25 protein-coding genes are annotated in these 26,844 nt (G+C 60.1%); 11 read left to right on the top strand and 14 right to left on the bottom strand.

Annotated features, from left to right (window positions below):
- Positions 1 to 93: 93 nt before the first annotated feature.
- On the bottom strand, positions 94 to 2,199 hold the full coding sequence (locus HALTADL_RS16190) for a DUF7282 domain-containing protein (protein ID WP_089673284.1): 2,106 nt from the start codon (positions 2,197 to 2,199) through the stop codon (positions 94 to 96).
- Positions 2,200 to 2,518: 319 nt separating this feature from the next.
- Between HALTADL_RS16190 and rnz the strand changes: the two genes are divergently transcribed.
- The 3 genes from rnz (at position 2,519) to HALTADL_RS16175 (ending at position 5,998) form a co-directional block, all read left to right on the top strand.
- The gene (rnz, locus tag HALTADL_RS16185) at positions 2,519 to 3,448 is read left to right on the top strand and encodes a ribonuclease Z (RefSeq protein WP_089673283.1); all 930 of its coding nucleotides are present in this window, start codon (positions 2,519 to 2,521) and stop codon (positions 3,446 to 3,448) included.
- 90 nt (positions 3,449 to 3,538) lie between these two features.
- Entirely contained in the window at positions 3,539 to 3,955 is a 417-nt protein-coding gene (locus HALTADL_RS16180; RefSeq protein ID WP_089673282.1) for a hypothetical protein, read from the top strand.
- Between the two features lie 69 nt (positions 3,956 to 4,024).
- Entirely contained in the window at positions 4,025 to 5,998 is a 1,974-nt protein-coding gene (locus HALTADL_RS16175) for a DUF460 domain-containing protein (protein WP_089673281.1), read from the top strand.
- 88 nt (positions 5,999 to 6,086) lie between these two features.
- Here the strand turns inward: HALTADL_RS16175 and HALTADL_RS16170 are convergent, their stop codons facing one another.
- Positions 6,087 to 6,833, bottom strand: coding sequence for a ferritin-like domain-containing protein (locus HALTADL_RS16170; RefSeq protein ID WP_089673280.1), 747 nt, complete (start codon positions 6,831 to 6,833; stop codon positions 6,087 to 6,089).
- 184 nt (positions 6,834 to 7,017) lie between these two features.
- Here HALTADL_RS16170 and HALTADL_RS16165 point away from each other — a divergent pair, with 184 nt between their 5' ends.
- The 6 genes from HALTADL_RS16165 to HALTADL_RS16140 all read left to right on the top strand — a co-directional run bounded on the left by HALTADL_RS16165 (position 7,018) and on the right by HALTADL_RS16140 (position 13,552).
- A complete protein-coding gene (locus tag HALTADL_RS16165) occupies positions 7,018 to 8,004 on the top strand; it encodes a tyrosine--tRNA ligase (protein WP_089673279.1) in 987 nt (328 codons plus the stop codon).
- Between the two features lie 180 nt (positions 8,005 to 8,184).
- Positions 8,185 to 8,520, top strand: coding sequence for a hypothetical protein (locus HALTADL_RS16160; protein ID WP_089673278.1), 336 nt, complete (start codon positions 8,185 to 8,187; stop codon positions 8,518 to 8,520).
- Entirely contained in the window at positions 8,517 to 11,531 is a 3,015-nt protein-coding gene (locus tag HALTADL_RS16155) for a type IV pilin N-terminal domain-containing protein (RefSeq protein WP_143054177.1), read from the top strand. Before HALTADL_RS16160 ends, HALTADL_RS16155 begins: the two co-directional genes overlap by 4 nt.
- Positions 11,532 to 11,721: 190 nt before the next feature.
- A complete protein-coding gene (gene eif1A, locus HALTADL_RS16150; protein ID WP_089673276.1) occupies positions 11,722 to 12,006 on the top strand; it encodes a translation initiation factor eIF-1A in 285 nt (94 codons plus the stop codon).
- Between the two features lie 86 nt (positions 12,007 to 12,092).
- Entirely contained in the window at positions 12,093 to 12,956 is an 864-nt protein-coding gene (rio1, locus tag HALTADL_RS16145; protein ID WP_089673275.1) for a serine/threonine-protein kinase Rio1, read from the top strand.
- Positions 12,957 to 13,018: 62 nt separating this feature from the next.
- On the top strand, positions 13,019 to 13,552 hold the full coding sequence (locus HALTADL_RS16140; RefSeq protein WP_089673274.1) for a KH domain-containing protein: 534 nt from the start codon (positions 13,019 to 13,021) through the stop codon (positions 13,550 to 13,552).
- A gap of 122 nt (positions 13,553 to 13,674) precedes the next feature.
- Here the strand turns inward: HALTADL_RS16140 and HALTADL_RS16135 are convergent, their stop codons facing one another.
- From HALTADL_RS16135 to HALTADL_RS16105, 7 genes are all read right to left on the bottom strand, one after another.
- Positions 13,675 to 14,463, bottom strand: a complete 789-nt coding sequence (locus HALTADL_RS16135) for a class I fructose-bisphosphate aldolase (protein ID WP_089673273.1) — start codon at positions 14,461 to 14,463, stop codon at positions 13,675 to 13,677.
- A 212-nt stretch (positions 14,464 to 14,675) separates the two neighbouring features.
- Positions 14,676 to 15,167: a PTS fructose transporter subunit IIB gene (locus HALTADL_RS16130; protein ID WP_089673272.1), complete on the bottom strand. Its 492-nt coding sequence runs from the start codon at positions 15,165 to 15,167 to the stop codon at positions 14,676 to 14,678.
- Entirely contained in the window at positions 15,164 to 16,864 is a 1,701-nt protein-coding gene (gene ptsP / locus HALTADL_RS16125) for a phosphoenolpyruvate--protein phosphotransferase (protein ID WP_089673271.1), read from the bottom strand. Before ptsP ends, HALTADL_RS16130 begins: the two co-directional genes overlap by 4 nt.
- Positions 16,864 to 17,127: an HPr family phosphocarrier protein gene (locus HALTADL_RS16120; protein WP_089673270.1), complete on the bottom strand. Its 264-nt coding sequence runs from the start codon at positions 17,125 to 17,127 to the stop codon at positions 16,864 to 16,866. Before HALTADL_RS16120 ends, ptsP begins: the two co-directional genes overlap by 1 nt.
- The gene (locus HALTADL_RS16115) at positions 17,124 to 17,588 is read right to left on the bottom strand and encodes a PTS sugar transporter subunit IIA (RefSeq protein WP_089673269.1); all 465 of its coding nucleotides are present in this window, start codon (positions 17,586 to 17,588) and stop codon (positions 17,124 to 17,126) included. Before HALTADL_RS16115 ends, HALTADL_RS16120 begins: the two co-directional genes overlap by 4 nt.
- Positions 17,589 to 17,646: 58 nt before the next feature.
- Positions 17,647 to 18,774, bottom strand: coding sequence for a PTS fructose transporter subunit IIC (locus HALTADL_RS16110; RefSeq protein ID WP_218143693.1), 1,128 nt, complete (start codon positions 18,772 to 18,774; stop codon positions 17,647 to 17,649).
- A 22-nt stretch (positions 18,775 to 18,796) separates the two neighbouring features.
- On the bottom strand, positions 18,797 to 19,735 hold the full coding sequence (locus HALTADL_RS16105) for a transposase (RefSeq protein WP_015911568.1): 939 nt from the start codon (positions 19,733 to 19,735) through the stop codon (positions 18,797 to 18,799).
- 481 nt (positions 19,736 to 20,216) lie between these two features.
- Here HALTADL_RS16105 and glpR point away from each other — a divergent pair, with 481 nt between their 5' ends.
- Both glpR and pfkB read left to right on the top strand, forming a co-directional pair.
- On the top strand, positions 20,217 to 20,984 hold the full coding sequence (gene glpR, locus HALTADL_RS16100; RefSeq protein ID WP_089671304.1) for an HTH-type transcriptional regulator GlpR: 768 nt from the start codon (positions 20,217 to 20,219) through the stop codon (positions 20,982 to 20,984).
- Positions 20,981 to 21,907 carry a 1-phosphofructokinase gene (gene pfkB, locus HALTADL_RS16095; RefSeq protein ID WP_089671305.1) on the top strand — a complete coding sequence of 309 codons (927 nt, stop codon included), beginning with the start codon at positions 20,981 to 20,983 and terminating at the stop codon, positions 21,905 to 21,907. Before glpR ends, pfkB begins: the two co-directional genes overlap by 4 nt.
- A 101-nt stretch (positions 21,908 to 22,008) precedes the next feature.
- Here the strand turns inward: pfkB and HALTADL_RS16090 are convergent, their stop codons facing one another.
- From HALTADL_RS16090 to HALTADL_RS16070, 5 genes are all read right to left on the bottom strand, one after another.
- Entirely contained in the window at positions 22,009 to 22,893 is an 885-nt protein-coding gene (locus HALTADL_RS16090) for a class 1 fructose-bisphosphatase (protein ID WP_089671306.1), read from the bottom strand.
- Positions 22,894 to 23,134: 241 nt separating this feature from the next.
- A complete protein-coding gene (locus HALTADL_RS16085; protein WP_089671307.1) occupies positions 23,135 to 23,779 on the bottom strand; it encodes a hypothetical protein in 645 nt (214 codons plus the stop codon).
- On the bottom strand, positions 23,776 to 24,423 hold the full coding sequence (locus tag HALTADL_RS16080) for a hypothetical protein (protein WP_089671308.1): 648 nt from the start codon (positions 24,421 to 24,423) through the stop codon (positions 23,776 to 23,778). The genes HALTADL_RS16085 and HALTADL_RS16080 overlap by 4 nt, the downstream gene beginning before the upstream one ends.
- A gap of 82 nt (positions 24,424 to 24,505) precedes the next feature.
- A complete protein-coding gene (locus tag HALTADL_RS16075; protein WP_089671309.1) occupies positions 24,506 to 25,108 on the bottom strand; it encodes a hypothetical protein in 603 nt (200 codons plus the stop codon).
- Positions 25,109 to 25,213: 105 nt separating this feature from the next.
- On the bottom strand, positions 25,214 to 26,761 hold the full coding sequence (locus HALTADL_RS16070) for an HVO_2922 family protein (RefSeq protein ID WP_089671310.1): 1,548 nt from the start codon (positions 26,759 to 26,761) through the stop codon (positions 25,214 to 25,216).
- Between the last annotated feature and the right edge of the window lie 83 nt (positions 26,762 to 26,844).

Here is a 26,844-nt window from a genome sequence, read left to right as displayed (position 1 = left end):
GAGTCGACTGTCAGTCCTCACGTCTCGCGGTGTGTCAAATAAAAGACTATAGCACAGAATCCAGAACTGTACCGTCTTCAATATCTGTTCTTGTTACTCGGATTCATCTTCGTCATCTGCTTCATCTTCGTCGTCTGCCTCGTCTTCGTCGTCTGCTTCGTCCTCGTCATCTGCTTCATCTTCGTCATCTGCCTCGTCTTCGTCGTCAGCTCCGTCTTCGTCGTCTGCTTCGTCCTCGTCATCTGCCTCGTCTTCGTCGTCTGCTTCGTCCTCGTCATCTGCCTCGTCTTCGTCGTCTGCTTCGTCCTCGTCATCTGCCTCGTCTTCGTCGTCGGATTCATCTTCGTCATCTGCTTCATCCTCGTCGTCAGCTTCGTCTTCGTCATCTACCTCGTCTTCGTCGTCTACCTCGTCTTCGTCGTCTACCTCGTCTTCGTCGTCTACGCCGTCACCGTCATCTTCTTCATCCGTCTCGTCGCTCTCGTTGTCGGATTCGTCTTCTTCAGCATCCGTCTCGTTGCTTTCGTCGACCGGTTCCCCCTCGGAGTCGTCTTCCATACTGTCTGATTCGGCATCGTTGTCGTCCGGTGAGTCGTCGCTGGACGCGTCACTGTCTTCCTCGTCAGAATCAACATTGTCGTCGGTGTCTGACTCCGCGTCTTCGATCAGTTCCGTGTCGTCGCTATCGTCATCATCATCGGACGCGGATTCCGTCTCACCGTTGTTTTCGATATCGTCCTCTTCGGAATCGCTCTCTTCGGAATCGCTCTCTTCAGCATCGCTCTGTTCGGACTCCGTTTCGAGTGCTGGAACCGTGATTTCGGCTGTGTCAGAAACGGGGGTGCCCTCGTCGTCGACAACTGGCCCGTCGCGAATGTCGTTTCTGACGTGATCGAACTTCTCGTTGCCGCTGGTTTCCTCGTGGAGGACTGCCGTTAGCGTGGTGTCTTCTGTCAGGCGCTCGCGGTCGAATGAAGCGCTGCGAACGTCGAACAGGTCGATCTGTATATCTCTGGCCTCCTCGCCCGCGTCGAGATAGTCGGAGACACCGATGATGTCCTCGCCCTCGTAGATGGCCACGTAGCCATCGACCGGAACAACGGCGGAGTCGACGACAACTGACTCGCTGTCGGTCTCCTGATCCCTAAAATCGACGACGGCTGTGATCGTTGCGGCTGCGTCGTCACTGTCTACATCGTTGTTCGCCTCATCCTCGTCGCCCGATTCGTCTTCGCCGTCTGCTTCGTCTTCGCCGTCTGTTCCGTCCTCACCGTCTGCTCCGTCCTCTCCATCAGCTTCGTCCTCATCGTCGGCTTCGTCATCTGCTTCGTCTTCGTCGTCTGCCTCATCCTCTTCGACTGGCACCGTCACGGTTGCGCTGTCGCTGATCGGTTCACCGTCGACGTCGACATACGGCTGGTCGAGGCTGTCGTCTTCAGCGAAGACGAACGCCTCGTCGTCATCGGAATCGAGATGCACAACGGCAGTCAGGTCGGAGTCGCCGTCGTCGAGCTCATCGCCGTCGAATTCGATGTCGCGGTCCTCGTCGAACAGTTCGACCTCGATATCTTCGTGGTCTCCCTCATCGAGATGCTCCGAGACGCCGACGAGGTCGCCATCATCGTCGTAGATCGCGACGAAGCCGCCCTCCGAGAGCGTCGCGCTGTCGACGACAAGTGACTCGCCGTCGGTCTCTTGATCATCGAAGTCGACCTCGGCAAATGGGATGATTTCGAGGGTCGCCAGCTCGCCGCGGTCGGTCGTCAGCAAGCCGTGAATGAAGTTTCCGACACCGATTTCCTCGGAGTCGACCCCAATCGAGATGGTTCGGTCGGCTTGGCCCTCGATTTCGAGGGTCTGTCGGTCGACCACATCGCCGTCGAGCCGGAACTCGACCGACTGGTTCGTCTCGAATGCGTTGGGATTAGTTACCGTCGCGGTTACTGTCACTGTCTCGCCGACTGCGACTGTCTCCGGCGCGTCGAGGTCAGTGATCTCGAAGGAGTCGCCGGGGTCGTCGGCTTCGGGTTCGTCGCTCTCGCTGTCGTCGGTCTCCTCGTCGACGGTGATTTCGCCACTGTCGGCCTGCAACACTGCGGGCGAGGGGGCGTCGGCCGCGACGGCGACGCCTGCCAGTCCCGTCGACAGCAGTACCAACGTTGCGAGTACGATCACGCCAACTGATCTGAGCTCATACATGGATTATCTCGCGTCTCCCACACTGGGAACGCGGTAGCAAGGGAGTTCAGCCCGCGATGAATAAACCGAGACGACTGTTCCAGTTCGTTGCCGCTCTCGACTGACATTCGGGGTAGCTTACTGCCTGTATATTGTATACACGCCAGCCTATCTGTCAGTATTCGTGTTGATTCGGTGGGTTCCGGCTGATAATCCAGTCGACAACTGGTAATTTCACGAATAATATGGGTAGAGATGCGGGATTTGAAGCCGACAGGAGCAGTCGACGGGCAGCGTGCGTTCCGAAGGGCGTTTAGTCGCCCGCGGTCGACTGGTTGCTATGTCGTTACGTGTGACCTTTCTCGGCACCAGCGGGGCCGTTCCGACGACCGACCGGGCTCCGAGTGCCATCTTTATCAACCGCGAGGGCGACGGACTCCTGTTCGACTGTGGCGAGGGCACACAGCGCCAGATGATGCGGTTCGGTACCGGGTTCGACGTCTCTCATCTCTTCGTTACGCATCTCCACGGTGACCACATTCTCGGGATTCCCGGACTCGTCCAGAGTTGGAGCTTCAACGGACGGGACGAGCCACTGACGATCTATACGCCACAAGGTTCGGGCCACGATATCGAGACCCTGCTCACGGTCGGCGACTACACACCGGCGTTTCCGGTCGAGATCGTTGAGGTCAGTGCCGGGGACCTCGCCCACGAGGCCGACGAGTACGAAGTCCGAGCCTTCCAGACGCACCACCAGACCAACGCGGTCGGCTACGCGCTGATCGAGGACGACCGCCCCGGCCGGTTCGACCGCCAGAAAGCCGAAGAAGAACTGGGAATTCCGCCGGGACCGGCCTACGGTCGACTCCACGCTGGCGAGTCGGTCGAACTCGACGACGGCCGCGTGGTCGACCCCGCGGAAGTCGTCGGCGAGCCACGTCCCGGCCGAAAAGTCGTCTATACGGGTGACACGCGACCGGTCGACGCAACCGTCGAGATCGCCGAGGACGCTGACCTGTTGATCCACGATGGAACGTTCGCGGCCGACAACACCGACCGCGCCCGCAAAACCGCTCACTCGACCGGCGGCGAAGCCGGGGAGATCGCCGCCCGCGCCGGGGTTCAGCGACTCGCGTTGACGCATATTTCCTCACGGTATGGGGCCGACTCCTCGCCGATCAAGCAGGATGCCGAGTCGACGTTCGACGGCGAAGTGTTCGTCGCCCGCGATGGCCAGACGCTCGATCTGCCGTTTCCCGACGAGTAGCATGACCTCACCGGAGTAATTGCGACGACTATAGAGCACACAATAGCCCTCTTAGCAGCGGTTTTGAGCCGCGGTCACGACGAACTATATATGACGGTCACACCCGCGGTCAGACTGCTCGTGGTCACTGCTGACTCGCTTTTCGGCGACTACACGACCGCCGCCGTCGACCGATACCCCGATATGACAGTCGACTGTGTGGCGACGCTGTCGAGAGCCCGCTCACAGATCACTGACAACGCGGTCGACTGTGTCGTGTTGGACACCGACCTCTCACACCACGGCACTCGCGGCCTCCACCGTGCGATCCGCGCCGAACGGCCTGCACTCCCAGTCGTGCTGGCATCTGATCGTCCCCGCTCTCAGCTTCCCGACTCGGTCTCGTACCACGCATTCGTCCACAAAGAGGGTCCGGCGATGGGTGCCTCACTGGCAGACGTGGTTCGGGTGCTGACGACGGCCAGTCCAATCGGTGGTCACGATACCGCGTCGGCGACCGCCGAGTAGAGCCGCGTATCGACCAAGGGGAACCCGCCACGGCGTGGAGTATTTACTGCGTGCCGTTCTATCAGTAGTGTGACCGTCCGGACGAACGCACTCGACGGGCCGGTGTTCGGCGTCGACATCCAGAGCGGCGACATCCGCGGCGATGCGCCATCTTATGCGCTCGCGGTGCTGGATGACGGCGAGATACAACGGGACGTGGTTTCGTTCCGCAAGCTCTGTCGACTCATCAACAACGAAGAGCCAGCGCTGCTGGCGACCGACAACGCCTACGAACTGGCCGAAGACAAAGACGCACTCGTCGGCTTTCTCCGCAGGCTTCCCTCCGCAACCACGCTCGTTCAAGTAACCGGCGACGAGCGGCCCGAACCGCTCTCGCGGGTCGCTGCCCGTCACGGCGTCCCCTACGGCAAAAAACCGATGAAGGAAGCCGAGGCCGCCGCCCGCCTCGCGGCCGCCAACGTCGGCTGTGAAGTCTCGGCGTTTACGAATACGACGACTGTCAAGGTCGCCCGTGGCCGGTCGACCGGCAAGGGTGGCTGGAGCCAAGACCGCTACACGCGCCGGATTCACGGCAGTGTCAAGAAGATGGCCCGGAAAGTCGAATCCAAGCTCACCAAGGCGAATCTGGAGTTCGAGGCCGACGTCACCGAGAAGTACGGCGGCTACTCGAATGCGATCTTTACCGTCGAAGCGACGCCCTCCGAGTTGCCGGTGTCGACCCATCGCTCCGGTGACACGCGGATCGAGATCGAACGCGAACGACGGGATGGGATCAGCTACGAACCGCTCGTGAAGCGCCGGGATCGGGTGATCGTCGGCATCGACCCCGGGACGACCACCGCGGCAGCGGTCGTCTCCCTCGATGGGCGGGTGTTGGATCGGTTTTCGAGCCGCACCGCCGACACAGCCGAACTCACCGAGTGGCTCATCGACCGCGGTCGACCGCTTATCGTCGCCGCCGACGTGACGCCGATGCCCCAGACGGTCGAAAAGTTCCGGCGGAGCTTCGATGCGACGGGGTGGGAACCACCGAGCGACATTCCGATAGACGAAAAGGTCCACCGGACGCGAGACCACGAGTACGAAAACGACCACGAGCGGGATGCGATGGCCGCCGCGCTGTACGCCTACGACGATCACGAAGACCAGTTCGACCGGATCGCCCAGAAGACGCCTCGGCAGTTCGACCGCGAAGAAGTGATCGCCCATGTAGTTGGTGGGGCCTCGGTTGAGGCCGCCCTGCGAGAGTTGTCGGACGAGCCCGAACCCGACGAGGAGGAGTCGACCCATGAGCCACGCGAACTCTCCGACGAGGAACAGCGGATCAAGGAGTTAGAGGCCCAAGTCGAGCGGCTCCAGTCGCACAACGACGAACTGGAGACGGAACTCGACAAGCGAGAAGAAACGATTGAACAGTACAAAGAGGAACTGTCGACCGCCAAACGCCAAGAACGGCAGGAGGCCCGCGAGCGCCGGGAGGTCTCGCGGCTCCAGCGGGAGACCGACCGGCTCGAACGCGAGCGTGACGAGGCCGAAGCGCGCGCCGAGGAGATGGCATCGAAGTTGGATCGCCTCAAGGAACTGTGGAAGCTCGATCACTCGAACGTCGACGACGTGGCGGGCGACCGGAACCTCGTCTCGGTCAAAATCGTCGATCAGTTCACGAAACGCGATATTGAGGCGGTCGACGAGGAAATCGGCCTCTCCAGCGGCGATATCGTCTACTTCCGCGACGCCTCGGGAGCCGGTCGAAGCACCGCCGAACGGCTCGCAGCGACCGATCCGCGGGTCGTGCTGCGAGATGGCGGGCTGTCGGATGCGGCCGACGAGGTGCTTTTTGAATCTGGGATTCCGGTTGGGCCAGCCGACGATGTCTCGATTCAGGAGATCGATGAACTGGCGGTCGTCGACGACGAGGAAATCGAGGCCGTCATCAAGGAGTGGGAGCGCCGGGCCGAGGAACGCAGACGCGAACAGAACGCGAGTATGGTCGACGAACTCATCAGCGAACACCGGGCGGATACGAAAAGCAGCGGGAGCTAGCCGAACCAGTCCGTTCGGGTTGCCTGTCAAAGACCCCAGTAGGGGTGCTAGATGCAGTCCCGTTTCAGCACTGTCGAACTGAGCGCCCTTAGTCGTCTTCGACGATGAACTGCCCAGCGAGTTCCTCGACATCTGCCCGGGAGAGTGGGTAATCGAAGGCGTTGGGGAAGCCACTCTGCCCGCCCAGCACGCGGACGAACGATGCGTGTCGACCTTCGACACTGTGGATACTCAGTGCGGGAGCGATGAGGTCCGCGTTCTCGATTTCGGTGGCCGCGCCTGCGTAGGCTGCGACACCCGTATCTTCGAGCGCTGCGGCGGTCTCGATGAACGCCATCGGCTCTTCGACCGCCTCGCCGAAGTCGAACTCCGGCTCGTCGACCGGGTCGCCACCGAGATCAGTGATGACCGACTCGAGGGTTTCGGCGTGGATCTCTTCGTGTTCCTGAATCGTCTCTATTTCTTCGTACACGTAGTCGAGAATCTCGTCGCCATAGGAGTCGACAGCATCGCCGCCGACGTGTTTGACGACCTTGTTATCGAGCAAGTCATCCTGGTCGATGTTGTCGAGAGCCTGCTCGTAGAACTCGGCTTCGAGGTATTCGAGTGTGAGGGCGTAGTTGAGGATGTCGACGTCGTCATCGAAATCGCTGTCGACGGCTGTTGGGGGTTCGTCATCGCCCGTGGTTGCTGGATCGTCGCCCGCAGCGACTGGCATCGTGAACGCGCCGCCAACGCCGACGACTCCGAGTGCGCCAGCAGCGCCGCCGAGAAACCGCCGTCTGTTGGTTGCTGCATTGGACTGTTGACTGCCGCTATTCGTATTGTCTACCATCCAGATAGATTGTAGCACCCGGTTGACAGTATCGTTTATTACCAGACTACAGTAGAATTACAACTATATCTAAGCCAGATACATACCAAAACTGGCAGGTTATATGACAGATCGTCTCATACATCCCAGCACAGCAGCGACGCCATTCAGAAGTCATTTTACATGGCTGTGCCGAGGGTGACGTATGGACGCCTACGAGCTGATCACCCGGAATGCCGATGAGGTGGTCACCGAAGACGAGGTTCGCACGCTAGCCAACGACCCCGAGGGCAAGCGAGCCTATGTCGGCTACGAACCCTCCGGCGTCCTCCACATCGGCCACATGCTGACGGCGACGAAACTGATCGATCTTCAGGAGGCGGGCTTCGAGGTGACGGTCCTGTTGGCTGATGTCCACGCCTATTTGAATGACAAAGGCTCCTTCGAGGAGATCCGCGAGACCGCCGACCGGATGCAAGCCCAGTTCATCGCCTACGGGCTGGACGAAGACAAAACCGAGTTCGTCCTTGGCTCGGAGTTCCAACTCGACGAGGAGTACACCCTCGACCTGCACGCGGCCGAACTGTCGACGACGCTGTCGCGGGCCAAGCGCTCGATGGCCGAGATCCAGCGCGGCGACCACGCCAAGGTCTCCCAGATGGTCTACCCACTGATGCAGGCACTCGACATCGAATATCTCGATGTCGACCTCGCTGTCGGCGGCCTTGACCAGCGGAAGGTCCACATGCTCGCCCGCGAGACGCTCCCAGACCTCGATTATGAGGTCCGACCCGCGCTCCACACGCCGATTATCGCTGACTTGTCGACCGGTGTCGGCAAGATGTCGTCCAGCGACGGGGTGACGATTTCGATGGACGACACCACCGAGGAAATCAGCGAGAAAGTCAACGACGCCTACTGCCCGCCGACAGCCGATCCGGAGCCAACCGACGACGGTGAGGACCGCGAAAATCCCGTCCTGCAGCTGTTCAAATACCACGTCTTCCCACGGGTGTCGACGGTCGTCGTCGAGCGACCCGACGAGTACGGCGGCGACCTCGAATACGATAGCTACGAGGCTCTTGAAGCCGAGATGGAGTCCGGCGAACTCCACCCGATGGACGCCAAAGGCGCGCTTGCCGACGCCCTCGACGACCTGATCGAGCCCGGTCGACGGAAACTCGACGCCTGAAATCGAATAGAACAATTCGACGCCGGAAGTCGATCAGAACAACTCGACGCCTGAACGGTGGGCGTCGACAGCCACTCTTAATCACCGTATCCTGTGTATCCGAGAGCCGCTTCTGTAGATGCTAAATCATGTAATGATTTTCAACATATTTTTAATCATGTAGGAATCACTCATGTCCTAATGATATTCGGCGCCGACCGACGAGGGCAGTCGCTGCAGGTCGGAGCCATGCTGTTGTTTGGATGCATTGTGCTCGCGTGTACTCGGTATCAGACACAGGGCGTCCCGGCGGAAAACGGACAGGCCGAGTTCGGACACAGCCAAGCGGTCGCCGCCGAGCTGGTGGAATGCCACACCGCTGTCTTCGATACGGTCGTCGACGGGGAGCCGCGGACGGCCACGAACACGTTAGGCACCGACGACACCGACCGACTGTTGTGCAGTTATCCGCCAGCCGAAGATGTCGGACGTACGGAACCGTCCGAACCCATCAACGTGACGAGGGGCTGGTCATGATGGACCGTGGACAAAGCGAGAGTGTCGGCGTTATCCTGCTGACCGCCGTTATCGCGCTCACGGTCACCAGCACGGGGGCCGTCGTACTGAGTGACTGGCAGGCCGATATCGAGCAGGGGCCGATAGCGGATCTCGACTCCGAATTCACGCCGATCAATATGTTGCTTGAACACCGTGGTGGTAATACGTTGAATCCGAACACCACGACGATCCGGCTGGTGGCTGCCGACGAGGCGACGATCCGGCCAGTGGATGCCGAGGCGGTGACGTTCGACGAGCCGTTCCAACCGGGAACTAGCCTCTCACAGGAGTTCGATTTGGTCGACGGCACCGTCGAGTTACTGGTGGTTCACGACCCGACTAACAGCGTCGTTTACAGCGAGACCCACCGAATCAACGCACGCGTCGAGCGACTGTTGTTCGAAATTGCCAATCGGACTGATCCTGCCTATGTCCTAGAGGGAACCCCCGCTACCTATACTGTCGACAAAGACTTCGAAGCCGGTGTTGACCTGAATGTTACCGATGAGGCGAACATAACTGTCGAAGACGAGTCGAAGCTCGATTTCGATGAGCCAGAGACGACGATCACTGGATTGGACCCCGATCCCACTGAAACAACGAACGTGACCGCGGAGGTCGACGGCTATACGGCGGCAACGGAGGTCATCGTTCTCGAATCAGATCCGCCGCTGGAGGTGGCCACGAAAAGTGTGAATATCACTGATGCGACATCGCTCAACGCCGACGGAAAGTTGGTCGATCTCGGTGGTCTTCCGGAGGTTGACCTCTTCTTTCGATATCTCCCGTCGCGTATTTTTAATGGGGATTCACTCAACAACAGTGATGGGCTAGTCGCTGACGGTGAGTTCCACACCGATCCTGACGGCTATGCCCACGATAACGACTGGGTTCACGACAACACCCCGCTGGAGCCGGGCGAAAATCGCAGCTATATCTACGACAAGCGGGAGTCGGGTGCTGACTTCCAATTCGTCTTCCGCGATGACAAGCAGACTATTCCCACGGCTGATGCTCCGGAGTACGTTCATCTGAGCGAGCGGTTCGATCCACCGGACGCCACGTTCCGGGTTGAAGTGAGCCGCAGCACCGATGGCTCGACTGCGGATGTCGTGGTGTACGATGAACCCGAGGGAGGCGATATCGTTGATGACGAACGCGACATCTCGGTCGGGAGTTATACTGATCTCTACTATTCAAGCTTTGAAGTGTCGGGAACATTCGGTGACGACAGTCTTCGACTCACCGCCGTCGAAAACCGTGATGAGTTGAGTCAAGTAAAGACTGCAGATAGTGCTACGGACACTAACACGACATATGAGCAATATATTACTGGAATCCAACCCAACCGGGAGTATGCACTGGAGATCTATGCAGAACAGTCTATTGGCGGTCAGCAGATCAGTTCGACCGGCAACCAAATCACATTCAACATTACTGGCCCAACTGTCGAGACCGTCGACAGCGTGACCCGTACTGGTGCCCGATCAGCGGAAGTCAAGAGTAATATCAAGATGGGTGACTTTCAACAAACGGACCTGTTTTTCGAGTACGTTCCATCGCGGATTTTCAATGGGTATCCAACCAACAACAATGATGGGCTGGTCGCTGACGGCGGATTCTACACCGATCCAGACGGGTACGCCCACGATAACAACTGGGTTCATGATAATACACTGCTGGAACCGGGCGAAAACCGTACGTATGTCTACGACAAACGGGATTCGGGTGCTGACTTCGAAGTTATTCTCCGCACTGACGAACAGCGCCCAACGGGTTCAAGTAGTATTTCAAATAATGTCCACACGAGCAAACGGTTCGATCCGCCGGAGGGTGAGTTCCGGGTCGAAGTGAACCGCAGCAACGATAGCTCGACTCTGGATCTCGTGGTGTACAATGAACCCGAAGGCGGCGAGATCATCGATGAGGAACGTGGTATCTCGGTCGAGAGTTATGATGAGATCTACTATTCGACCATCGAAGTGTTGGGATCGAACGGCGAAGACAGCCTTCGGCTCATCGGTGTCGAAAACCGTGATGGATACGGGCAAACAGCCGGAACTACTGTAACCGAGTCGGGGAGCTACACGGATGAAATCACCGGGCTCCAGTATCAAGAAGCGTACTCGGTCACGGCGTTGACCAAAAACGATGACACCGATCCAGCCGTCACTGCCACCGGCGATCCGATTACCTTTCGGACATCTCCCCCCGTCGTCGAAACCGTCGACACGACTCGTACTGGGAACACATCAGCGGACGTCGAAGCTGAACTCGTTGAGATGGGTGGGCTTCAACTGGTCGACCTCTACGTTCGATATCTCCCATCACGGATTTTCAATGGCAATGCAACCAACAACAGTGATGGGCTGGTTGCTGACGGCGGATTCTACAGCGATCCCGACGGCTACGCCCACGATAACTTCTGGGTCCACGACAACACCCCGCTGAAGGCTAACAAAACTCGCAGCTATGTGTACGATACACGGGAGTCGGGTGCTGACTTCGAAGTGGTTTTCCGCGATGATGAACAGTCGAGTCCGACGGATTCGAGTCGTCTTCCAAACAATGTCTACACGAGCAAGCGGTTCGATCCGCCAGCCGGTCAGTTCCGGGTTGAAGTAAGCCGCAGTACCAATAGCTCGACTGCGGATATCGTGGTGTACGACGAACCCAAAGGTGGCGATATCGTCGATACTGAACGCGAGATCCCTGTTGGGGGGTATCCTGAGCTCTACTATTCGACTATCGAAGTGTTGGGAGCCGACGGCGACGACAGCCTCCGGCTTATCGCCGTCGAAAATCGTGATGAGTTGGCTCAAGTGAGAGCCGACACCTCCAGTACTACCAACCCAACGATGTATACCGGGACACTCTCGGGGCTTGATCAGGGCCGCGACTACGGAGTCACGGCAGTTATCGAAAACGGTGATATCGATTCACCAATAAATGCCTCTGGTGAACAGATCGGCCTGAGGCTCCCGGACTAACAGGGCTGCAGTTCAGGTACGCTAACCGTTCCCCGATCAGTGTCGGTCGCTTGGTTGCCGGTCGCTTTTGTGTCGACGAGACGGTTGTTTGGTAGTGACGAGGTGAAACACAGCAGACCCATCAGAGACCTGCGACACCCGATGGCTGAAAACCCGCGTTTTTACATTGAATGATTCCTAACCGGCATTTATGGGAGAAAACGAGGGGCGAAATGACCTCCGAATGCCCAACGAGGATGAGGTCTTCGCCGAAGTAACGAACATGCTCGGCGCAAACCGGGTCACCGTTCGGTGTGCCGACGGGACGGAGCGAACGGCTCGGATTCCCGGCCGTATGCAGAAACGTGTCTGGATCCGTGAGAACGATATCGTCCTCGTCGAGCCGTGGGACTGGCAGGACGAGAAGGCCGACATCACGTGGCGCTACGAGAACGCCGAAGCCGAACAGCTCCGCGAAGAAGGCCATCTGCAGTAACACTGTCGACAGTTTCTGACGGCGGTCCCGATACCCGAGCCGACTGACTGACGAGACTTTTCCGCGTCGGTTACGTAACTGGGATAATGACCGACGAGTTCGGCCTAGTCGACACCGACGTGACCGCGCCGCCCGGCGACGAGTGGGAACAGATCGACGTCACTGACACTGACGCCGACCGTATCGCCCGTAAGCGCGACCGGGAGTTCGAGGAGTTCCAAGAACGCATCAAGGACGCCGACCAGTTCAAAGTCGAACAGTCGGTGTTTGACGATGCGACGTTCGGTGCCCTCTATAAGCTCGTCGGCGACGGCTACATCGACGCCTTCGGCGGCCCGATCTCGACCGGCAAGGAGGCCAACGTCTACGAAGCACTCGGCGGCGAGGGCGAAGAGGTCGCGGTCAAAGTCTACCGAATCAACGCCTCGGCGTTCAAGCAGATGCGGGATTATCTCGAAGGCGACCCCCGGTTCGAAGGGATCAGCAACGACAAGGGACAGGTCGTCCTCGCGTGGGTGCGCAAGGAGTATGCCAACCTCGAACGCGCTCAGCGTGCAGGTGTCCGGGTCCCCACCCCAATCGCCGTCGAGCGCAATGTACTGGTGATGGAACTCGTCGGCCTCGTCGAGGATCGGGCCCGTCGACTCTCCGAGGTCGAGGTCGAAAACCCCGAGACCGCCTACGAGGTCGTCCGGGAGTATATGCGTCGACTGTACAGTGCAGGCCTGATCCACGGCGATCTCTCGGAGTACAACATGATCATCCACGAGGGCGAACTCGTCATTATCGATCTGGGTCAAGCGGTCACGGTCCATCACCCGAACTCCGACGACTTTCTGGATCGGGACTGCAAAAACGTGGCCTCGTTTTTCCGTCGACAGGGTCTTGAGGTGACCGATGACGAACTCTACGAGTTCGTGACTGCTGTCGAAGCCGATCCGAGTCGGTAGCCCGTTCACTGCGTCGACAGGGAGAGGAACATATTTAAACGGATTCGCGGGGTAGCAGTGGTATGCAACACGTGAAGGTTCCACAGGATCGGATCGGGGTCCTGATCGGCGAGGGTGGCGAGACGATGCGGGCAATCGAGTCCCGCTCGGAGGTGCGGCTCGACATCGACTCCGAATCCGGCTCGGTCGCTATCGAGTCGGTCGGTGATCCGGTGACGGCACTCGTGGCACCTGACATCGTTCGAGCTATCGGTCGCGGCTTCAAACCCGAGGCCGCGCTGTCGCTGCTCGACGGCGAGATGCGGATGTTCGATCTGATCGACATCAGCGACAAAACCCGTAACGATAACGACCTCCGTCGACAGAAGGGTCGACTCATCGGCGAAAACGGGCGGACCCGCCAACTCATGGAGGAGCTTTCGGGTGCCGATGTCGTTATTTATGGGTCGACAATCGGGATGATCGGCGACCCCGAGGAGGTCGAAGCCGTTCGGCGAGCGACGGCAATGATCCTCGACGGTGCGCCACACGGCGCGGTGTACTCCTATCTCGAACGCAAACACCGCGAACTGACTCGCGGCCCGGATATCGCCTGATAGCAGCCCCGAACCGTTTTTCTCGGCGCAGTTGGTACTCTGCCTGTTTGTGTTCGCGGTAGAACTCTCGAAGGAGTGGGGTGGACGGAGTGTGGTGAGTCGGCGCGTGGCCGGTCGGTCGACTACCGACCGAGCGCGTCTTCGGCAGACTGTTCTTCGAAGACGACCTTTTCGAGCGCGTCGAGCAGATACGCAGGATCTTCGTGCTGCCAGACGTTGCGGCCGACTGCGAGGCCGCTCACGCCGGCGTCGACGGCGGTTTCGACCATCGAGAGGAAGGTCAGATCGTCGCTTTTCGAGCCGCCGCTCAGGAGGACATTACAGTTGCCCGCCGCGTCGACCGCGTGGGACATCGCCTCGCCGCTGCGGGGATATTTGACTTTCACGAAGTCAGCGCCGAGTTCGAGGCCGATCCGGGTCGCGTAGGCGATGGTGTCGGGGTTCCGGTGTTCCTTGATCGGCTGGCCGCGCGGGTAGGACCACATCGCCACCGGGAGGTCTCGGTCTTCGGCGGCCTCTTGGACCTGATAGAAGTCCTCGAACATCTTGTGTTCGGTGTTGGTGCCGGGGTAGACGGTGTAGCCAATGGCGTCAGCACCCAGTTCGGCGGCGTGGTCGACCGACCACGTCTGTGGCGAATACGGCTCGCCGGAGCGGAGGCTACTTGAGCCGTTACATTTGGCCAGCAGGTTCACGTCGTCCTCGTAGGAGGGGTAGTACTGTTTTGCCAGCCCTTTCTGGACGGCAAACGCCGTGACGGCGTCGTGGGTCGCCATTTCGAAGACAGTCTCGGGGTCGAGCCGGTCGGGAACCGCCGAAAACGCCGTCGGCCCGTGTTCGAGCCCGTGGTCGTGTGCCAACACAATCGATTTGCCGTCTCGCGTCAGTGGGGAGTCAGTCAGGTCACTCATCGGTAGCTAGATCAATCATATACAGTCACTAAATAATACTGAATAGGTTTGTTTTTGATTGATATTGGTTCTATAGATGTCTTTCCTGAACAATCTATTTGGAAGAACCGCCAGACTGCGGGAAGGTAGATGACGAAACGCAGTACTACTCTTGCTTGGAGCAGCAAACGATAAACAGGCCGTGTTGCTGATTCAACACGAGGAGTACCCGATCAGGAAAACAGTCGCTTGAGCCGGGCCATAATGCCGCCCTCGGACGCGGTCGACTCGGGATCGACCGATGGCGTCGACTCGGCTGCCGTGTCGTCGACAGTACCCGAATCGTCGGTGTCGGCCGTCTCCTCGGTATCTGCCTCAGTGTCTTCGATATTCGTCTCAGTGCCCTCAGCATCCGTCTCACCGCCAGCACGCTCGATGGCCTCGTCGATGAGGCCGTCGGCGTCGTTGACACCGTCTTTGACGCTGGCCTTGACGACGACGTGGTCGCCGAACCGATTCTGCTGGACCGAGGTGTCGGCGGCGATGATCACCGCATCGGCCGCCGCGAGGACGTCATCCGGAATCTCGTTTTCGGTGCCCATCGCGCCCTGGACTTCGACGTGGATCTCGTGGCCACGCTCTTCGGCAGTCGTCTGGAGGTTTTCGGCAGCCATCTGGCTGTGTGCGATCCCGGTCGGACAGGCAGTTACGGCGACGAGTTTCATTGGTTTCCCGTTTCGTTAACCATTGATTTAGTGTTTTTTGTGAGCGCACGGTCACGACGGTCGACAGCTGTCGACCGCTCGATTTCAGTAATGTTTGCTTTGACTGCTGGAATCGTGACCGCACTCATCGAGAGTTCGTCGAGGCCAAGCCCCACCAGCAGTTCGGTCAGTTCAGGATCGCCGGCCATCTCGCCGCACATCCCGATCCACGCGTCGTGAGCATGGGCGGCCTCGACAGCCCGGTTGATCGCCCGCAACACCGCGGGCTGCTGTGGGTCGTGGAGTTCCGCGACGGCCTCGTTTTCGCGGTCGGCGGCCATCACATACTGAGCCAGATCGTTTGTCCCAATCGAGAGGAAGTCGACCCGTTCGGCGAACTCCTCGGCCATCATCACGGCTGCGGGCGTTTCGATCATCACGCCGAGTTCCGGTTTGGCGTAGTCGATGCCCTCATTGTCGAGATCGCTCGCGACGCGGTCGACCGCCTCAAGCGCCGCAGTCAGTTCGTCGAGCGTCGAAACGAGCGGGAACATCACCGATAGCGTCCCCTCGCCTGCGGCGGCCGCACGCAGCAGCGCGCGCAACTGCGTCTCGAAGAGCTCGCTATCTGCGCCAAGCGAGCGACGAATCCCACGGCTCCCGAGGAAGGGGTTTTCCTCTTCAGGGAGATCGAGATACGGAATCGGCTTGTCGCCGCCGATATCGAGCGTCCGGACGACGACCCGGCCCTCCGGAAAGGCGTCGAGAGCGTCGACGTAGCTCTCGAACTGTTCGTCCTCGCTGGGTGGGGTCTCCCGATCCAAAAAGAGGAACTCGGTCCGAAAGAGGCCGACGCCGTCGGCCCCTTGGTCGACCGCGCCGTCGAGTTCGGCGGCCGTCCCGATGTTGGCAGCCACCTCGATCTCCGTTCCGTCTCGGGTTTCGACGCGTTCCTCCTGGACCGTCACGTCGCGTCCGACAGTGACCTGTTCGCGGACCGCGGCGTCAGGATTGGCGACGACGACCTCCCGGTCGGCGTCGATGGCGACGGTGGTCGCCTCGCGGACTTCCCTGAGCTCCTCGCCAGCGCCGACGATGGCCGGAATCCCCAGCGAGCGGGCGAAAATCGAGACGTGGGAGGTCCGCCCGCCGGTCATCGTCACGAAACCAGCGATGGTGTCGGGATCGAGTTGGGCGGTGTCGCTTGGAGTGAGTCGCTCGGCACGGAGGACCGTCCCCTCCGGAAGATCGGTGAGATCGGTTCGCTCGCCACCCGAGAGCAGTCGAAGCAGTCGGTCCCGGATGTCTCGTAGATCGTCGGCCCGTTCGGCCATCATCCCGTCCATCCCCTCGAACTGCGAGATTGCGTCGCCGAACGCCTCGTCGACGGCCAACTCGGCGGCTGCGCCGTCGGCAATCGCGGCCTCGATTGGATCGGTGAGCTGTGGGTCGGTCAGAAACTGGAGGTGGGCATCGAAGACGGCGGCCTCCTCGCTGCCGACGCGCTCGCGGGTCGACTCCCGTTCGGTTTCGAGTTCTTCGCGGGCGGCCGCTTGGGCGTCGTCGAACCGCTGCTGTTCGGTCTCGGGGTCGGCAGCCGATATCTCGGCTGGATCCGGCTGCTCGCCGGACCGATACCACCGAACTGTTCCGAGTCCCGACAGCGGCGTCGCGCTGATACCGGCAATCGTACGGGTCTTGTGTGGGTTACCGAGCATTATGATTCGGGCGTGGTCAGAATCGTTTCGAGTTCGTCGAGGGCTGCCTGTTCGTCCGGCCCGTCGGCAGTCAGGTCGACTGCGTCGCCGGAGCCGACACCCAAACTGGTGACGCCGAGCATGCTCGATGCGTCGACTGAGTCGCCGCCGGCAGGGCCGACGGTAACGCTGCTGTCGTAGCTGTTTGCGGCTTCGACGACCTGTGAGGCAGGCCGGGCGTGCAACCCGTCTTCGGGGACGACCGTCACGGTGCGTTCGATCATTGTTCGACTGCCTCCAGAATGATCGACTCGACGCGGTCGACCGAATCGGCTTCTAGGAGGGCGGTTCGGGTCTCCTCGTGCATCAGCGACCGCGACAGCGAGCTGAGCATCTGGAGGTGTTCGTCGCCGCTGGACTCCGGAACCAGCAGCATAAACAGGAGCGTTGCGGGCTCGTCGTCCATTGCATCGAAGTCGATCCCATCAGGCGCGCGCATGAAGGCGATTGTCGGCGAGATGACGGCCTCGCTTTTGGCGTGGGGAATACCGATTCCCATGCCGACGCCGGTCGTTGCTTCTTCTTCGCGGGCCTGAAGATCCGCCAACGCCTGCTCGCGGTCGTTGACGCGGCCTGCGTCGACGGCGAGATCAAGCAGCGCTTCGATAGCTTCCTGTTTGGTTTCGGGTTCGTTCGTCAGGTCGATCAGGTCGGGTATCAGTGGTCGTTGGGTTGGATTTGTCATGGGTATGAGTGTATCGAAAGGGAGTGTGGTGGGTCGAAACAGGATGGTGACGACCGGTTTACGCGGTCGACCCCGTTGTCGTCGTCGATTCGGTTTCTTCGGCGTGGTCGGATTTCAGCAGCGTGACCATCGCTGCGGTCACGAGCGAGCCGAGGACGATACAGCCGAGGAAGCCGAGGATGCTGCTCGACAGGATCATCACGAAGACGCCGCCGTGAGGTGCTGGCATCGTGACGCCGAGACCCATCGCGGCGGCTCCGGCGGTTGCACTACCGACGATAATGCTCGGGATGACGCGCAGTGGATCGGCGGCGGCGAACGGAATCGCGCCCTCAGTGATGAACGAGAACCCCATCGGGACGGCGGCGACGGCGCTTTCTCGCATCTCTTCGGGGTACTTCTGTGGCGCGATGAAGTACGAGAGTGCGAGTCCGAGTGGCGGTGTCATGCCGGCGATCATCACCGCGGCCATTGGCCCGTAGATTCCGTCAGCAACAAGCACCGTTCCGAACACGTAGGCGACTTTGTTGACGGGACCGCCCATGTCGAAGGCCATCATTCCGCCGAGGATGAGCCCGAGGACAACGGCGTTTGCCCCGCGCATGCCTTCGAGCGTCGACGTGAGTGCGCTGTCGACCAGTGCGATTGGGACACCGAGTGCGAAGACGACGACCGGGATGAGCAGCGCGGTCGTCAACACCGGGATGACGAGGATCGGCATCATCGGTTTGACGAACGAAGGCACACTCCAGCCTTTCATCCAGCGGGCGACGTAGCCAGCCAGCAGGCCAGCGACAATCGCACCGAGGAAGCCAGCGACCGCGCCGTCGGCAGCAATGCCGACCGTTGCGCCGGCTGCGTCGATGATTCCGGGCTGTTGGATCGTGTACGCGAGGATGAACCCCGGTGCGAGTCCGGGTTTATCCGCGATTGCGTAGGCGATGTACCCACCCAGAATCGGGATCATAATCGTCAGCCCGAGGCTGCCGATCTGGGCGAAGTACCAGCCGAGGGTCCCTGTTTGATCGAATACTTCTTGCGTGTCCCCGATCATGAACCCCAGTGCGAGGAAGATCCCGCCGATTGTCACGAACGGAATCATATACGAGACCCCTGTCATGAGGTCTTCTTTCACCGACGTGAGGTGTGTCTGTAGTCGTTGTTCTGTTTGATCTTTGGTTACCATCGAGGGTGTCATAGAATAGTTCTCATAGCGTGATGACGGTGCTTCCTGGATTGTCTCCGCGTTCGTCGTTGGTGATCGCAATAACGAGACGAAGGCACAGCGCGAGGAACACTTGTGCTCGTGCGTGGACGCGGCCTCGGGCGCGAACGTGCCCGAGGCCGCAGTCCTTGACGGCGTCGTTGGTTCGTTCGACTCCACTCCGGCGGTTGTACGTCTCGTCTAGCGTCGATTGCTTCAGCTGAACGTCCTCGCTGTGTTCGTCGATGCGGGCTTCGACCCTGTACTCGATGTCTTTCGGATCGTCGGTGTTTCGTGCGTTGTACGGAGCGACTGGCACGACCCCTGCGGCCAGCAGGTGGTCGTGCCAGCCGAGCGTGTCGTAGGCGCTGTCTCCAAGCATCCAGATCGGTTTCTCGACGGCGAGCGCGTCACACGTGACGCGCATCGCCGTCTCCTCTGGCGCTTGCTTGCTCTCGGTGAACTCCGCGGCAATCGGGATCTTTTGCCCGGTCGAGACGATCGTACAGCCGTAGCCGTGGTAGTACTCTTCGGCGGTTGGATCGTAGCCTTTCGACGCGTCTTGGTCGGCGGGCATCGTCCTCACGTCGGTGGAATCGATGGAGTAGGTCAAGTCGAGCAGGCCGCGGCAGGCGGCCTGCTCGACGAGGCGGTCGAAGACCTCGTCGACGACGTGTTCGAGGTCGGTGAGGAAGCGATCGACCGCGTCTCTCGACGGCGGTCGATCGAAGCCACAGCTGAGCCAGACGACCGTGTTCTGGAGTTCTCGCGTGACTGGACGGATGCCGTAGACGTTCTTGTAGTAGCAGTGCAGGAACGCTCGGAAGAGTGCTGGTGGGTGATGATCTCGTGTTCGCCCCCGGCGAGCGGGGGCGAACACATCGAATTCTTCGAGAAAGTCGAACTCAAGATGCTCGAACAACGCGAGCGTCTCGGTCGCCATTACATTGAAGAACTCGTCGATAGAAGTCTCCTCTTGCAGGATGCTGGCGCTCGTAGACACAGTTCCAACATCCTGCGTCTTCGTGTGTGACGCTTTCTATGACACCCTCTACCATCGTCTATCGTCTACTATCATGAGAGTATGGAAAAGTATCTTCGAATTTGATTATTTTTGTTCTTAGACTCAAAATTTAAACCTTTACGAATACTATATAAATAAAATGCCACAATGAATATGTGTGATCAGGATGAGTTTGCTCGAAATATCGGTGACTCAGTCGACTAACCTACGTTTCAGCGCGGATCGTTCATGTCGACGGAAGATGTAATCCGACTGTATCGCTATTATGCAGAGTTGAGTGCCTGTTCGTATTCATAATGTGGCCATTGTCGTGGTTTGAACTATATTTCATGCATATTCATTCGATATTTTTCACCACAACTATAATGACACCGCTGGAAGCAGAGACAACTATCAGACAATGTTACCAGAAGCCCGTCAGCGAGAGATCGTCGAACACGTCACCGAGAACAGTGGCTGTTCGGTCGATGAGCTCGCGGAGTTGATGGAGTGTTCGAAGGCGACGATCCGGCGGGATCTCAACGCGCTCGCCGAGAAACAGCTGATCGAGCGCTCTCACGGCGGTGCCGTGCCCGCGACCTCGGTCGGCCAAGAACAGAACTACCGCCAGCGGGAGGTCCAGAACCTCGAAGCCAAGATGGCGATTGCCGAGCGCGCCGTCGAGGAGATCCACGACAATCAGGTCGTCTGTTTCGATGCGGGGTCGACCACCATGCAGATCGCCAAAGGGCTGTCGGCCAACGGGAGCCTCATGGCGGTAACGAACTCGCCGCTGCAGGCGATGGAACTCGACGATACGGGGGTGGAGGTCAAACTCACCGGCGGCTCCCTGCGGAGTCCGACCTACTCGCTTGTCGGGCCGAGCGCCGAGCGATTCATGGAGCGGATGACGTTCGATCTGCTGTTTTTGGGCACGAACGCGATCCACCCGAGCGAGGGGCTGATGACACCGAACGAGGCCGAAGCCAACATCAAATCGCTCATGATCGAGAAATCGAACCGTGTCGTCCTCGTCAGCGATCACTCGAAGTTCAACGAACAGAGCTTCATTAGCTTCGCCGAGTTCAGCGAGATCGACCTGCTGATCACCGATAGCGAACTCCCGTCGGAACTCCAGGACAAATTCGAGGGCGGCAACGTCGAGATCGCCTCGGTGACCGTTGCATGATCGTCACCGTCACACTCAATCCTGCCGTCGACCACACCATTCAGGTCGAGGCGATGCCCGACCCCGAGACGGTGGCCCGTACCGACACCGCACGGTTTGACGCCGGTGGCAAGGGAATCAACGTCGCTCAGTATCTAGTCGGACTCGATGCAGAGACCGTCGCAACCGGGCTCTTGGGTGACTTTTTGCGCGACTACATCCGCCGGGAACTCGACGCCGACGGCCTCGCCACCGAGTTCGTCGAGATCGAGGGCCAGACCCGACTCAACACGACGATCCTTGATCCCGATTCGGAGTACAAGATCAATCACACCGGTCCCACTGTCGACCGGACGGCTGTCGACGCTGTTATCGACGTCATCCAAACATACGAGCCGTCGATGGTACTGGTCGGCGGCAGTCTGCCGCCGGGGCTCGATTATCACGCCATCGACCGGATCGCCGACGCCGGGGACTGGGCGACGAGCGTCGACGTCGGCGGCGAGATTCTCGCCCAACTTGAGGCGGAGTACGCTCTCTGCAAGCCAAACCGAACCGAACTGGCAGCCGCGACCGGAGCGAGCGTCGACTCCCTTGAGGACTGTCTCACGGCTGCCGAGCAGCTCCGAGAAAGCGGCTTCGAGCGCGTCGTCACCTCGCTGGGGAGCGATGGCGCACTCGTCGTCAGCGAAGCCGACTGCCTCCATGCGGCCGCACTCGATGTCGACGTAGCCGACACTGTCGGCGCTGGCGATGCGATGCTGTCGGGCTTTCTGCTCGAACTCTCGCGTGGCAACGACGCCTGGAGCTGCCTCCGCCGTGGGATCGCGGTCGCCTCTCGGATCGTGACAGTTCCCGGAACGCGCATGCCTCCCTTCGACGACCTCGACGAGGCCGCACAGCGCGTCGAGATTACCGAACAGACGGTCCCATCGAGCGACTAACGGCGACGCCGGCGGCTGTTCTGAGAGACTATTTAAAAAAGTCCGACTACGGATCGAACGGTGTTCGGACTGTGGGAAGGCCGAACGTCGCGGGGGCGGTGTTAGGCTTCGGCGCCGGCTTCGAGTCGTGTTTCGAGCTCATTGATGAGCGAGTTCGTCCCGAAGAAGGTGGGCACTCGTTGGTGGCGTCCCTCGGGTTCGACATCCAAGATGGGCTGGCTCCCGGTCGACGCTGCACCGCCGGCACATTCGACGGCGTAGGCAATCGGGTTCGACTCGTACTGGAGCCGGAGTACGCCGTCGGGTTTGGTCGACCGGGCTGGGTAGCCGACGAGACCACCGTGGGCAAGCAGTAGCCAGACGTCGGCGATCATCGCCCCAGTGTACCGATGGGCGTACTGTCGGCCCAACGTGTCGTCGTAGTCTCGAAGGGCCGGGGTCCACTCGGTCGGGCGGCCCGAAAAGCTCCAGATGCCACCGGCTTCGGGGAGCGCAATTGGTTCGCCGTCGACGATAGCTCCGTCCTGGATGGTGTACTCGATGAGTTCGTCGTTGGCGGCGACTGCCAGCGTCGTTACCGGGCCGAACACCAGACAGAGGCTGGCGACCAACTCACGGCCACGCGCCGGCAGTGGAGCGTCGTAGACGCCGATAATCGTGCCCACCGTCGTGTTCGTCTTGATGTTCGACGAGCCGTCGAGGGGGTCAGTTGCGACCGACAGCCCCGAGCCAAGATCGGTGATTCCCTCGCGTTCCTCGCTGAGGTACTGTCCGAACCCGTCGACCGAGCCCACGCAATCGAAGATGATCTCGTCGATCTTCTCGTCCGCAATGCGCTGGGTATCGCCGCTCGGATTCACCTTGCCACTGGCTCCTCGTTCGGATGCGAGTGCGGTCTTGATCTCCGGAATCACCTCGATGAGTGTCTCGATGAGGCGAGTGACTTCGGTTCTCGTGTCTTGTCTGAGTTTGGTGGTCGGACCCATACTCCAATCGTCGTTGATCAGTTACAAACAAGCATTGGATTGGATTGTTTTTGAATGATTTTGAATGAAAATAGAATATGTGGGCAGGCAAACTGGATTCAGCCCCCGTGTACTGTCTTTTTATTGCCATTATGCGCTGCTGTCGACACTCATTATATCGGTCACCACATCGACTTCCGGAACCAACTGTCCAACCGACGGCTGCACGGCGTCGACTCGCCGGTTCGCCGATTTTGCGGACCTACTCGGGAGGAGTGTTCGGTCCGGCTGCCAACCGTTCTTTGACAGTTTCAGCGACGCCCAGCAGATGGGCTTGGCCGAAGATAGCGACAGTGATCCCACCGAGCGTATTGAACATCATATCCCGAACCGTGTCATCAAGCCCGTGTTGGGCCAGCGGCATCGAGATGCCTGTCTCGTCGGCGATGATGTCGAGGCCGAACTCGAACAGTTCCCACGTGACGCCGAAGGCCATCACGACAATGAGGATAAAGACGAAGGCAAACCGGTTGGGAATTCGGATTTCGTCGCTATGGAGGTCGACTGCCCGCGCGAAGGTGTAGCCAATCGCGGCGACAAGCGACGCTGACATGGCGTGGGTGATGTGATCCCAGCCATCGATCTGCTGGTAGAGCCCGGCCGACCCCATCGTGTGGAGGAAGACGGCGAGCGTGATCCAGAGGCCGAGCCACGGGTCCAGCGGGAAGTCGTACTTTCGCTCCATCAGTGCCGGCACGAACGAGACGGAAAGCCCCATGCTGCCGTTGGTGATCGCTTTCGTCTGTCCCGCGATGATGCCGTAGAGAACGATCCCGACCAGCACCAACTGCATTCCACGGGTGAGTCGACGCTGATTTGTCACCGAGGGTCGGGGGAGAATCGTCATCGGCGAACCACCTGCCGGAGTCGACGCCGAAGACTCCGACCACGCCCTCTAAAGTAGGCATCGAACAGCACGCCACCAACAAGGCCAGCCAGCGTCACTACGATAAACTCGTTCATCAGCGCCGCGTTGGCGGCCTCCTGTGACATTCCCGGCTCGATCAAAAACTGGGTGCCGAACTGCTGGTCCATGTTCCAGCGGACAACCGACCACGCCGCCACCGAGGCCAGCGTCGTCAGCACGACCAACAGCACCGCAAACCAGTGTGTGAGCTGAATTTCGGTAAACATGTGGAGTTCGACAGTCACGAGAAGTGCGAGCCCGGCGACCGACAGATAGTAGCCAAAGGTGCCGACCTCGCCGCCGACGAGTGCCCGAACCAAAATCGGCAACAGCGCGATGGTGAGCAGCTCCCACGGCAGCATCATTCGCCAGTCGCGGTAGGCGACCGGCGGAATCAGTACGATTGCGGCCGTCGCACCAACGAACAACATCCAGAGCCAGTCGACGTCGACGACGCTCTCGACAAAGACGACCGTGAGAACCCCGACCAGCAGCCACGAAATGACGGCATTCGTCCGGCCACTTTTAAATAACCGAGCGAGCACGTCCGGCGGCCCAGCGCTGTGATCGTCTGCTGATTGCATGATTGGTGCGTGGTCACTGCTCCTGATAAGTCTTGTAGAGCGGTTCAGTTCGGTCGACTGTCAGATCAGAGCCACAGCCGGCTTAGTTCCGATATCGCTCAGGGACGTACTGGCTGAGTCGGTCGGGGACGAGTCCGAAGACGACCGGCGCAATCGCCGCCAGTCGTCGACGAAGGCCGACGTAGAGCACGCCGATGAGCAGCGCGAGGCCGACAACGAGTCGAAACGGGCTGTCGAGTACGACGAGCAGTGGGACCGCAACCGTCGACAGCAGTAGCAAATCGTGTGGCGAGCCGTCGTACGGTATCCAGCGCTTGGGTCGACGCCACTCGCCGCGGACGTGGTCGTACACCGCACGTTCGGAGCCACCCTCCCACGGTTTGAGTTCGAGGCCGCCGCCGAACCGATCCATCTGACAGTGGGCGGCCGCGCCACCGACGAAGAAGGCGAACCCAATCGCGGCGGGTTGTGGAATCAGCACCGCCACAGCAGTCGCAGGCAGGACCGCAAACAGGTAGCCAGTCGGGAAATGGAGCGTCTTCCGGTGGCCCGAATACAGATCGAGATCCGGAAAAATCCCACCAGCGAGGCCGCCAGCGAGTGCGGCTGGGGCGAGATCCGGCGCGAGCGCCACCATCGGCGTCGCTATCGCCAGCCCGATGATCGCGTGGGTAGGTAACATCATGAGTCGACTCCCTCTCTATGGACACCAGAGAGCCTCATCCCGTATAAACACTTCAAAAAGAACGTCGACGCAGGTGAAACGAACGCGTCGACGCAGTCTGTCGAGCTATTCGGTGGCGGCACCGGGCGCGTTGCGTTTCACGCTCTCGATCCCATCGCGGGCTTTGCTTCGGTTCGCGTATCCGTCGCCACAGTCGGCGAGGATGTTGCCGTTGCGGTGGCGGAGCCGCCAGCGGAATTTTCCTTCGTTGTCTTCGTATATTTCGAAGGCCGCGACACCGATTTCGAGTGTGTCAGCGTCGGAAGCGTGGTTTTTGACACGGTTGACGGCGTTTTGGGCTTCCCGCTGGGAGCTGTAGCCCTCGCCGCTGTCGCCGAGAATCTCGCCGCCGTCGTTCTGGAGCCGCCAGCGGAACTCGCCGGCGCTGTCCTCGGAGATTGAAAACGTGAGTTCGTCGACCCGCTCGCGAATCCGGTCGACGGCTCGGCTGGCGTCGTGTCGACGGCTGTAGCCCTCGCCACCGTCGGCGAGGATGTTGCCGTTGCGATGGACAAGCCGCCAGCGCCATTCGTTTGCGTTGTCGCGGTAGACCTCGAATCCGGCGGGATCGAACCAGAGGTAGTCGGCCGGACCGACGTACTCTTTGAGCCGGTCGATGGATTTTTTCGCTCCGGATTTCGAGCTGTAGCCCTCACCCGAGTCGGCGATGATATTGCCGTTGTCGTGGCGGAGCCGCCACCGACTCTCTCCGGCCTTGTCGGTGAACTGCTCGAAGGTCGCTTTGCTGTCGACCTCGTCGACGGCCGCCGGAACAGCGACAATCGGTTCGTCGGCGTCCTCGGGGACTGGGTCGTCCTCGCTCTCAGCGTCCGGCTCGGGTTCGATTCGGAGGGTGCCCGCACCGAGTGCGTTCCGTCGGACGCTCTGCATGCCCTTTTGGGCGTTGTGGAGCGCGGTGTACCCCTGACTGGAGTCGGCGATAATGTTGCCGTTGCGGTGGCGGAGCCGCCAGCGGAATTTGCCACCGTTGTCGGCAAACAGCTCGAATCGGGCGGCACTCTGCCGGCTTTCGTCGGCCGCCGTCTGGAGGTCGTCGACCTCGGCTTCAAGCTCCTCGGTTTCGGCTTCGAGGTCCTCGGTGCGCTCGTTGGCTGCCGCGATCTCCCCGGCCGAGTCGGCGGAAGCCTTGGCGTAGGTTGCCTTCTGTGATTCGGTCAACAGTGGTTCGGTGAGTAGCGGAATGATCGTGCCCGCGAGCCCGGTAGCGACGATGCCGACGGCGTAGAGAACGATAACACCCGTCTGCCCCGTCGTCACGGCCCAGCCGCCGGGGAAGATCGCGACGAACCAGACCACCGCAATGGAACTGAGGATCGCTCCACTATACCCAAGCGTGGTCGCGGCTCGTCGGAGCGGAAACCGAATAGTTGCCCCGAGCAGGACGAACGGCGGTGCCAGCGCCACGAGCCCATAGGCGAGGCCACGGCTCTCGGTTGCCGCCGTAGTGCCGAAAAACAGGGCGACCCCCGCCATCCCGAGGACGATCCCCGCAACGAACAGCCAGTAGCCTGTCACCTCGTCGCTCGTAGCGGGCTCGCCGATCCGTCGACTGTACCAGTCCAGCAAGACGTTATCCGATGTCGGTTGTGCCATAAGCGGTAATATTTTCCTAGACGCTTATATGTGTATCATAAATGAATATTGTTTTAGATATGTCTGACGCGAAATACTACCGT

It is taken from the genome of Halohasta litchfieldiae (assembly GCF_002788215.1).
In the GTDB taxonomy this organism is placed as follows: domain Archaea; phylum Halobacteriota; class Halobacteria; order Halobacteriales; family Haloferacaceae; genus Halohasta; species Halohasta litchfieldiae.
This window is presented reverse-complemented; position numbering and strand designations above follow the sequence as displayed.

Excerpts from the sequence above, each read along its gene's own strand:
- HALTADL_RS16190 (WP_089673284.1), bottom strand. The coding sequence starts at position 2,199 with ATGTATGAGCTCAGATCAGTTGGCGTGATCGTACTCGCAACGTTGGTA.
- rnz (WP_089673283.1), top strand. The coding sequence starts at position 2,519 with ATGTCGTTACGTGTGACCTTTCTCGGCACCAGCGGGGCCGTTCCGACG.
- HALTADL_RS16180 (WP_089673282.1), top strand. The coding sequence starts at position 3,539 with ATGACGGTCACACCCGCGGTCAGACTGCTCGTGGTCACTGCTGACTCG.
- HALTADL_RS16170 (WP_089673280.1), bottom strand. The coding sequence starts at position 6,833 with ATGGTAGACAATACGAATAGCGGCAGTCAACAGTCCAATGCAGCAACC.
- HALTADL_RS16165 (WP_089673279.1), top strand. The coding sequence starts at position 7,018 with ATGGACGCCTACGAGCTGATCACCCGGAATGCCGATGAGGTGGTCACC.
- HALTADL_RS16160 (WP_089673278.1), top strand. The coding sequence starts at position 8,185 with ATGATATTCGGCGCCGACCGACGAGGGCAGTCGCTGCAGGTCGGAGCC.
- HALTADL_RS16155 (WP_143054177.1), top strand. The coding sequence starts at position 8,517 with ATGATGGACCGTGGACAAAGCGAGAGTGTCGGCGTTATCCTGCTGACC.
- eif1A (WP_089673276.1), top strand. The coding sequence starts at position 11,722 with ATGGGAGAAAACGAGGGGCGAAATGACCTCCGAATGCCCAACGAGGAT.
- rio1 (WP_089673275.1), top strand. The coding sequence starts at position 12,093 with ATGACCGACGAGTTCGGCCTAGTCGACACCGACGTGACCGCGCCGCCC.
- HALTADL_RS16140 (WP_089673274.1), top strand. The coding sequence starts at position 13,019 with ATGCAACACGTGAAGGTTCCACAGGATCGGATCGGGGTCCTGATCGGC.
- HALTADL_RS16135 (WP_089673273.1), bottom strand. The coding sequence starts at position 14,463 with ATGAGTGACCTGACTGACTCCCCACTGACGCGAGACGGCAAATCGATT.
- HALTADL_RS16130 (WP_089673272.1), bottom strand. The coding sequence starts at position 15,167 with ATGAAACTCGTCGCCGTAACTGCCTGTCCGACCGGGATCGCACACAGC.
- ptsP (WP_089673271.1), bottom strand. The coding sequence starts at position 16,864 with ATGCTCGGTAACCCACACAAGACCCGTACGATTGCCGGTATCAGCGCG.
- HALTADL_RS16120 (WP_089673270.1), bottom strand. The coding sequence starts at position 17,127 with ATGATCGAACGCACCGTGACGGTCGTCCCCGAAGACGGGTTGCACGCC.
- HALTADL_RS16115 (WP_089673269.1), bottom strand. The coding sequence starts at position 17,588 with ATGACAAATCCAACCCAACGACCACTGATACCCGACCTGATCGACCTG.
- HALTADL_RS16110 (WP_218143693.1), bottom strand. The coding sequence starts at position 18,774 with ATGGTAACCAAAGATCAAACAGAACAACGACTACAGACACACCTCACG.
- HALTADL_RS16105 (WP_015911568.1), bottom strand. The coding sequence starts at position 19,735 with ATGGCGACCGAGACGCTCGCGTTGTTCGAGCATCTTGAGTTCGACTTT.
- glpR (WP_089671304.1), top strand. The coding sequence starts at position 20,217 with ATGTTACCAGAAGCCCGTCAGCGAGAGATCGTCGAACACGTCACCGAG.
- pfkB (WP_089671305.1), top strand. The coding sequence starts at position 20,981 with ATGATCGTCACCGTCACACTCAATCCTGCCGTCGACCACACCATTCAG.
- HALTADL_RS16090 (WP_089671306.1), bottom strand. The coding sequence starts at position 22,893 with ATGGGTCCGACCACCAAACTCAGACAAGACACGAGAACCGAAGTCACT.
- HALTADL_RS16085 (WP_089671307.1), bottom strand. The coding sequence starts at position 23,779 with ATGACGATTCTCCCCCGACCCTCGGTGACAAATCAGCGTCGACTCACC.
- HALTADL_RS16080 (WP_089671308.1), bottom strand. The coding sequence starts at position 24,423 with ATGCAATCAGCAGACGATCACAGCGCTGGGCCGCCGGACGTGCTCGCT.
- HALTADL_RS16075 (WP_089671309.1), bottom strand. The coding sequence starts at position 25,108 with ATGATGTTACCTACCCACGCGATCATCGGGCTGGCGATAGCGACGCCG.
- HALTADL_RS16070 (WP_089671310.1), bottom strand. The coding sequence starts at position 26,761 with ATGGCACAACCGACATCGGATAACGTCTTGCTGGACTGGTACAGTCGA.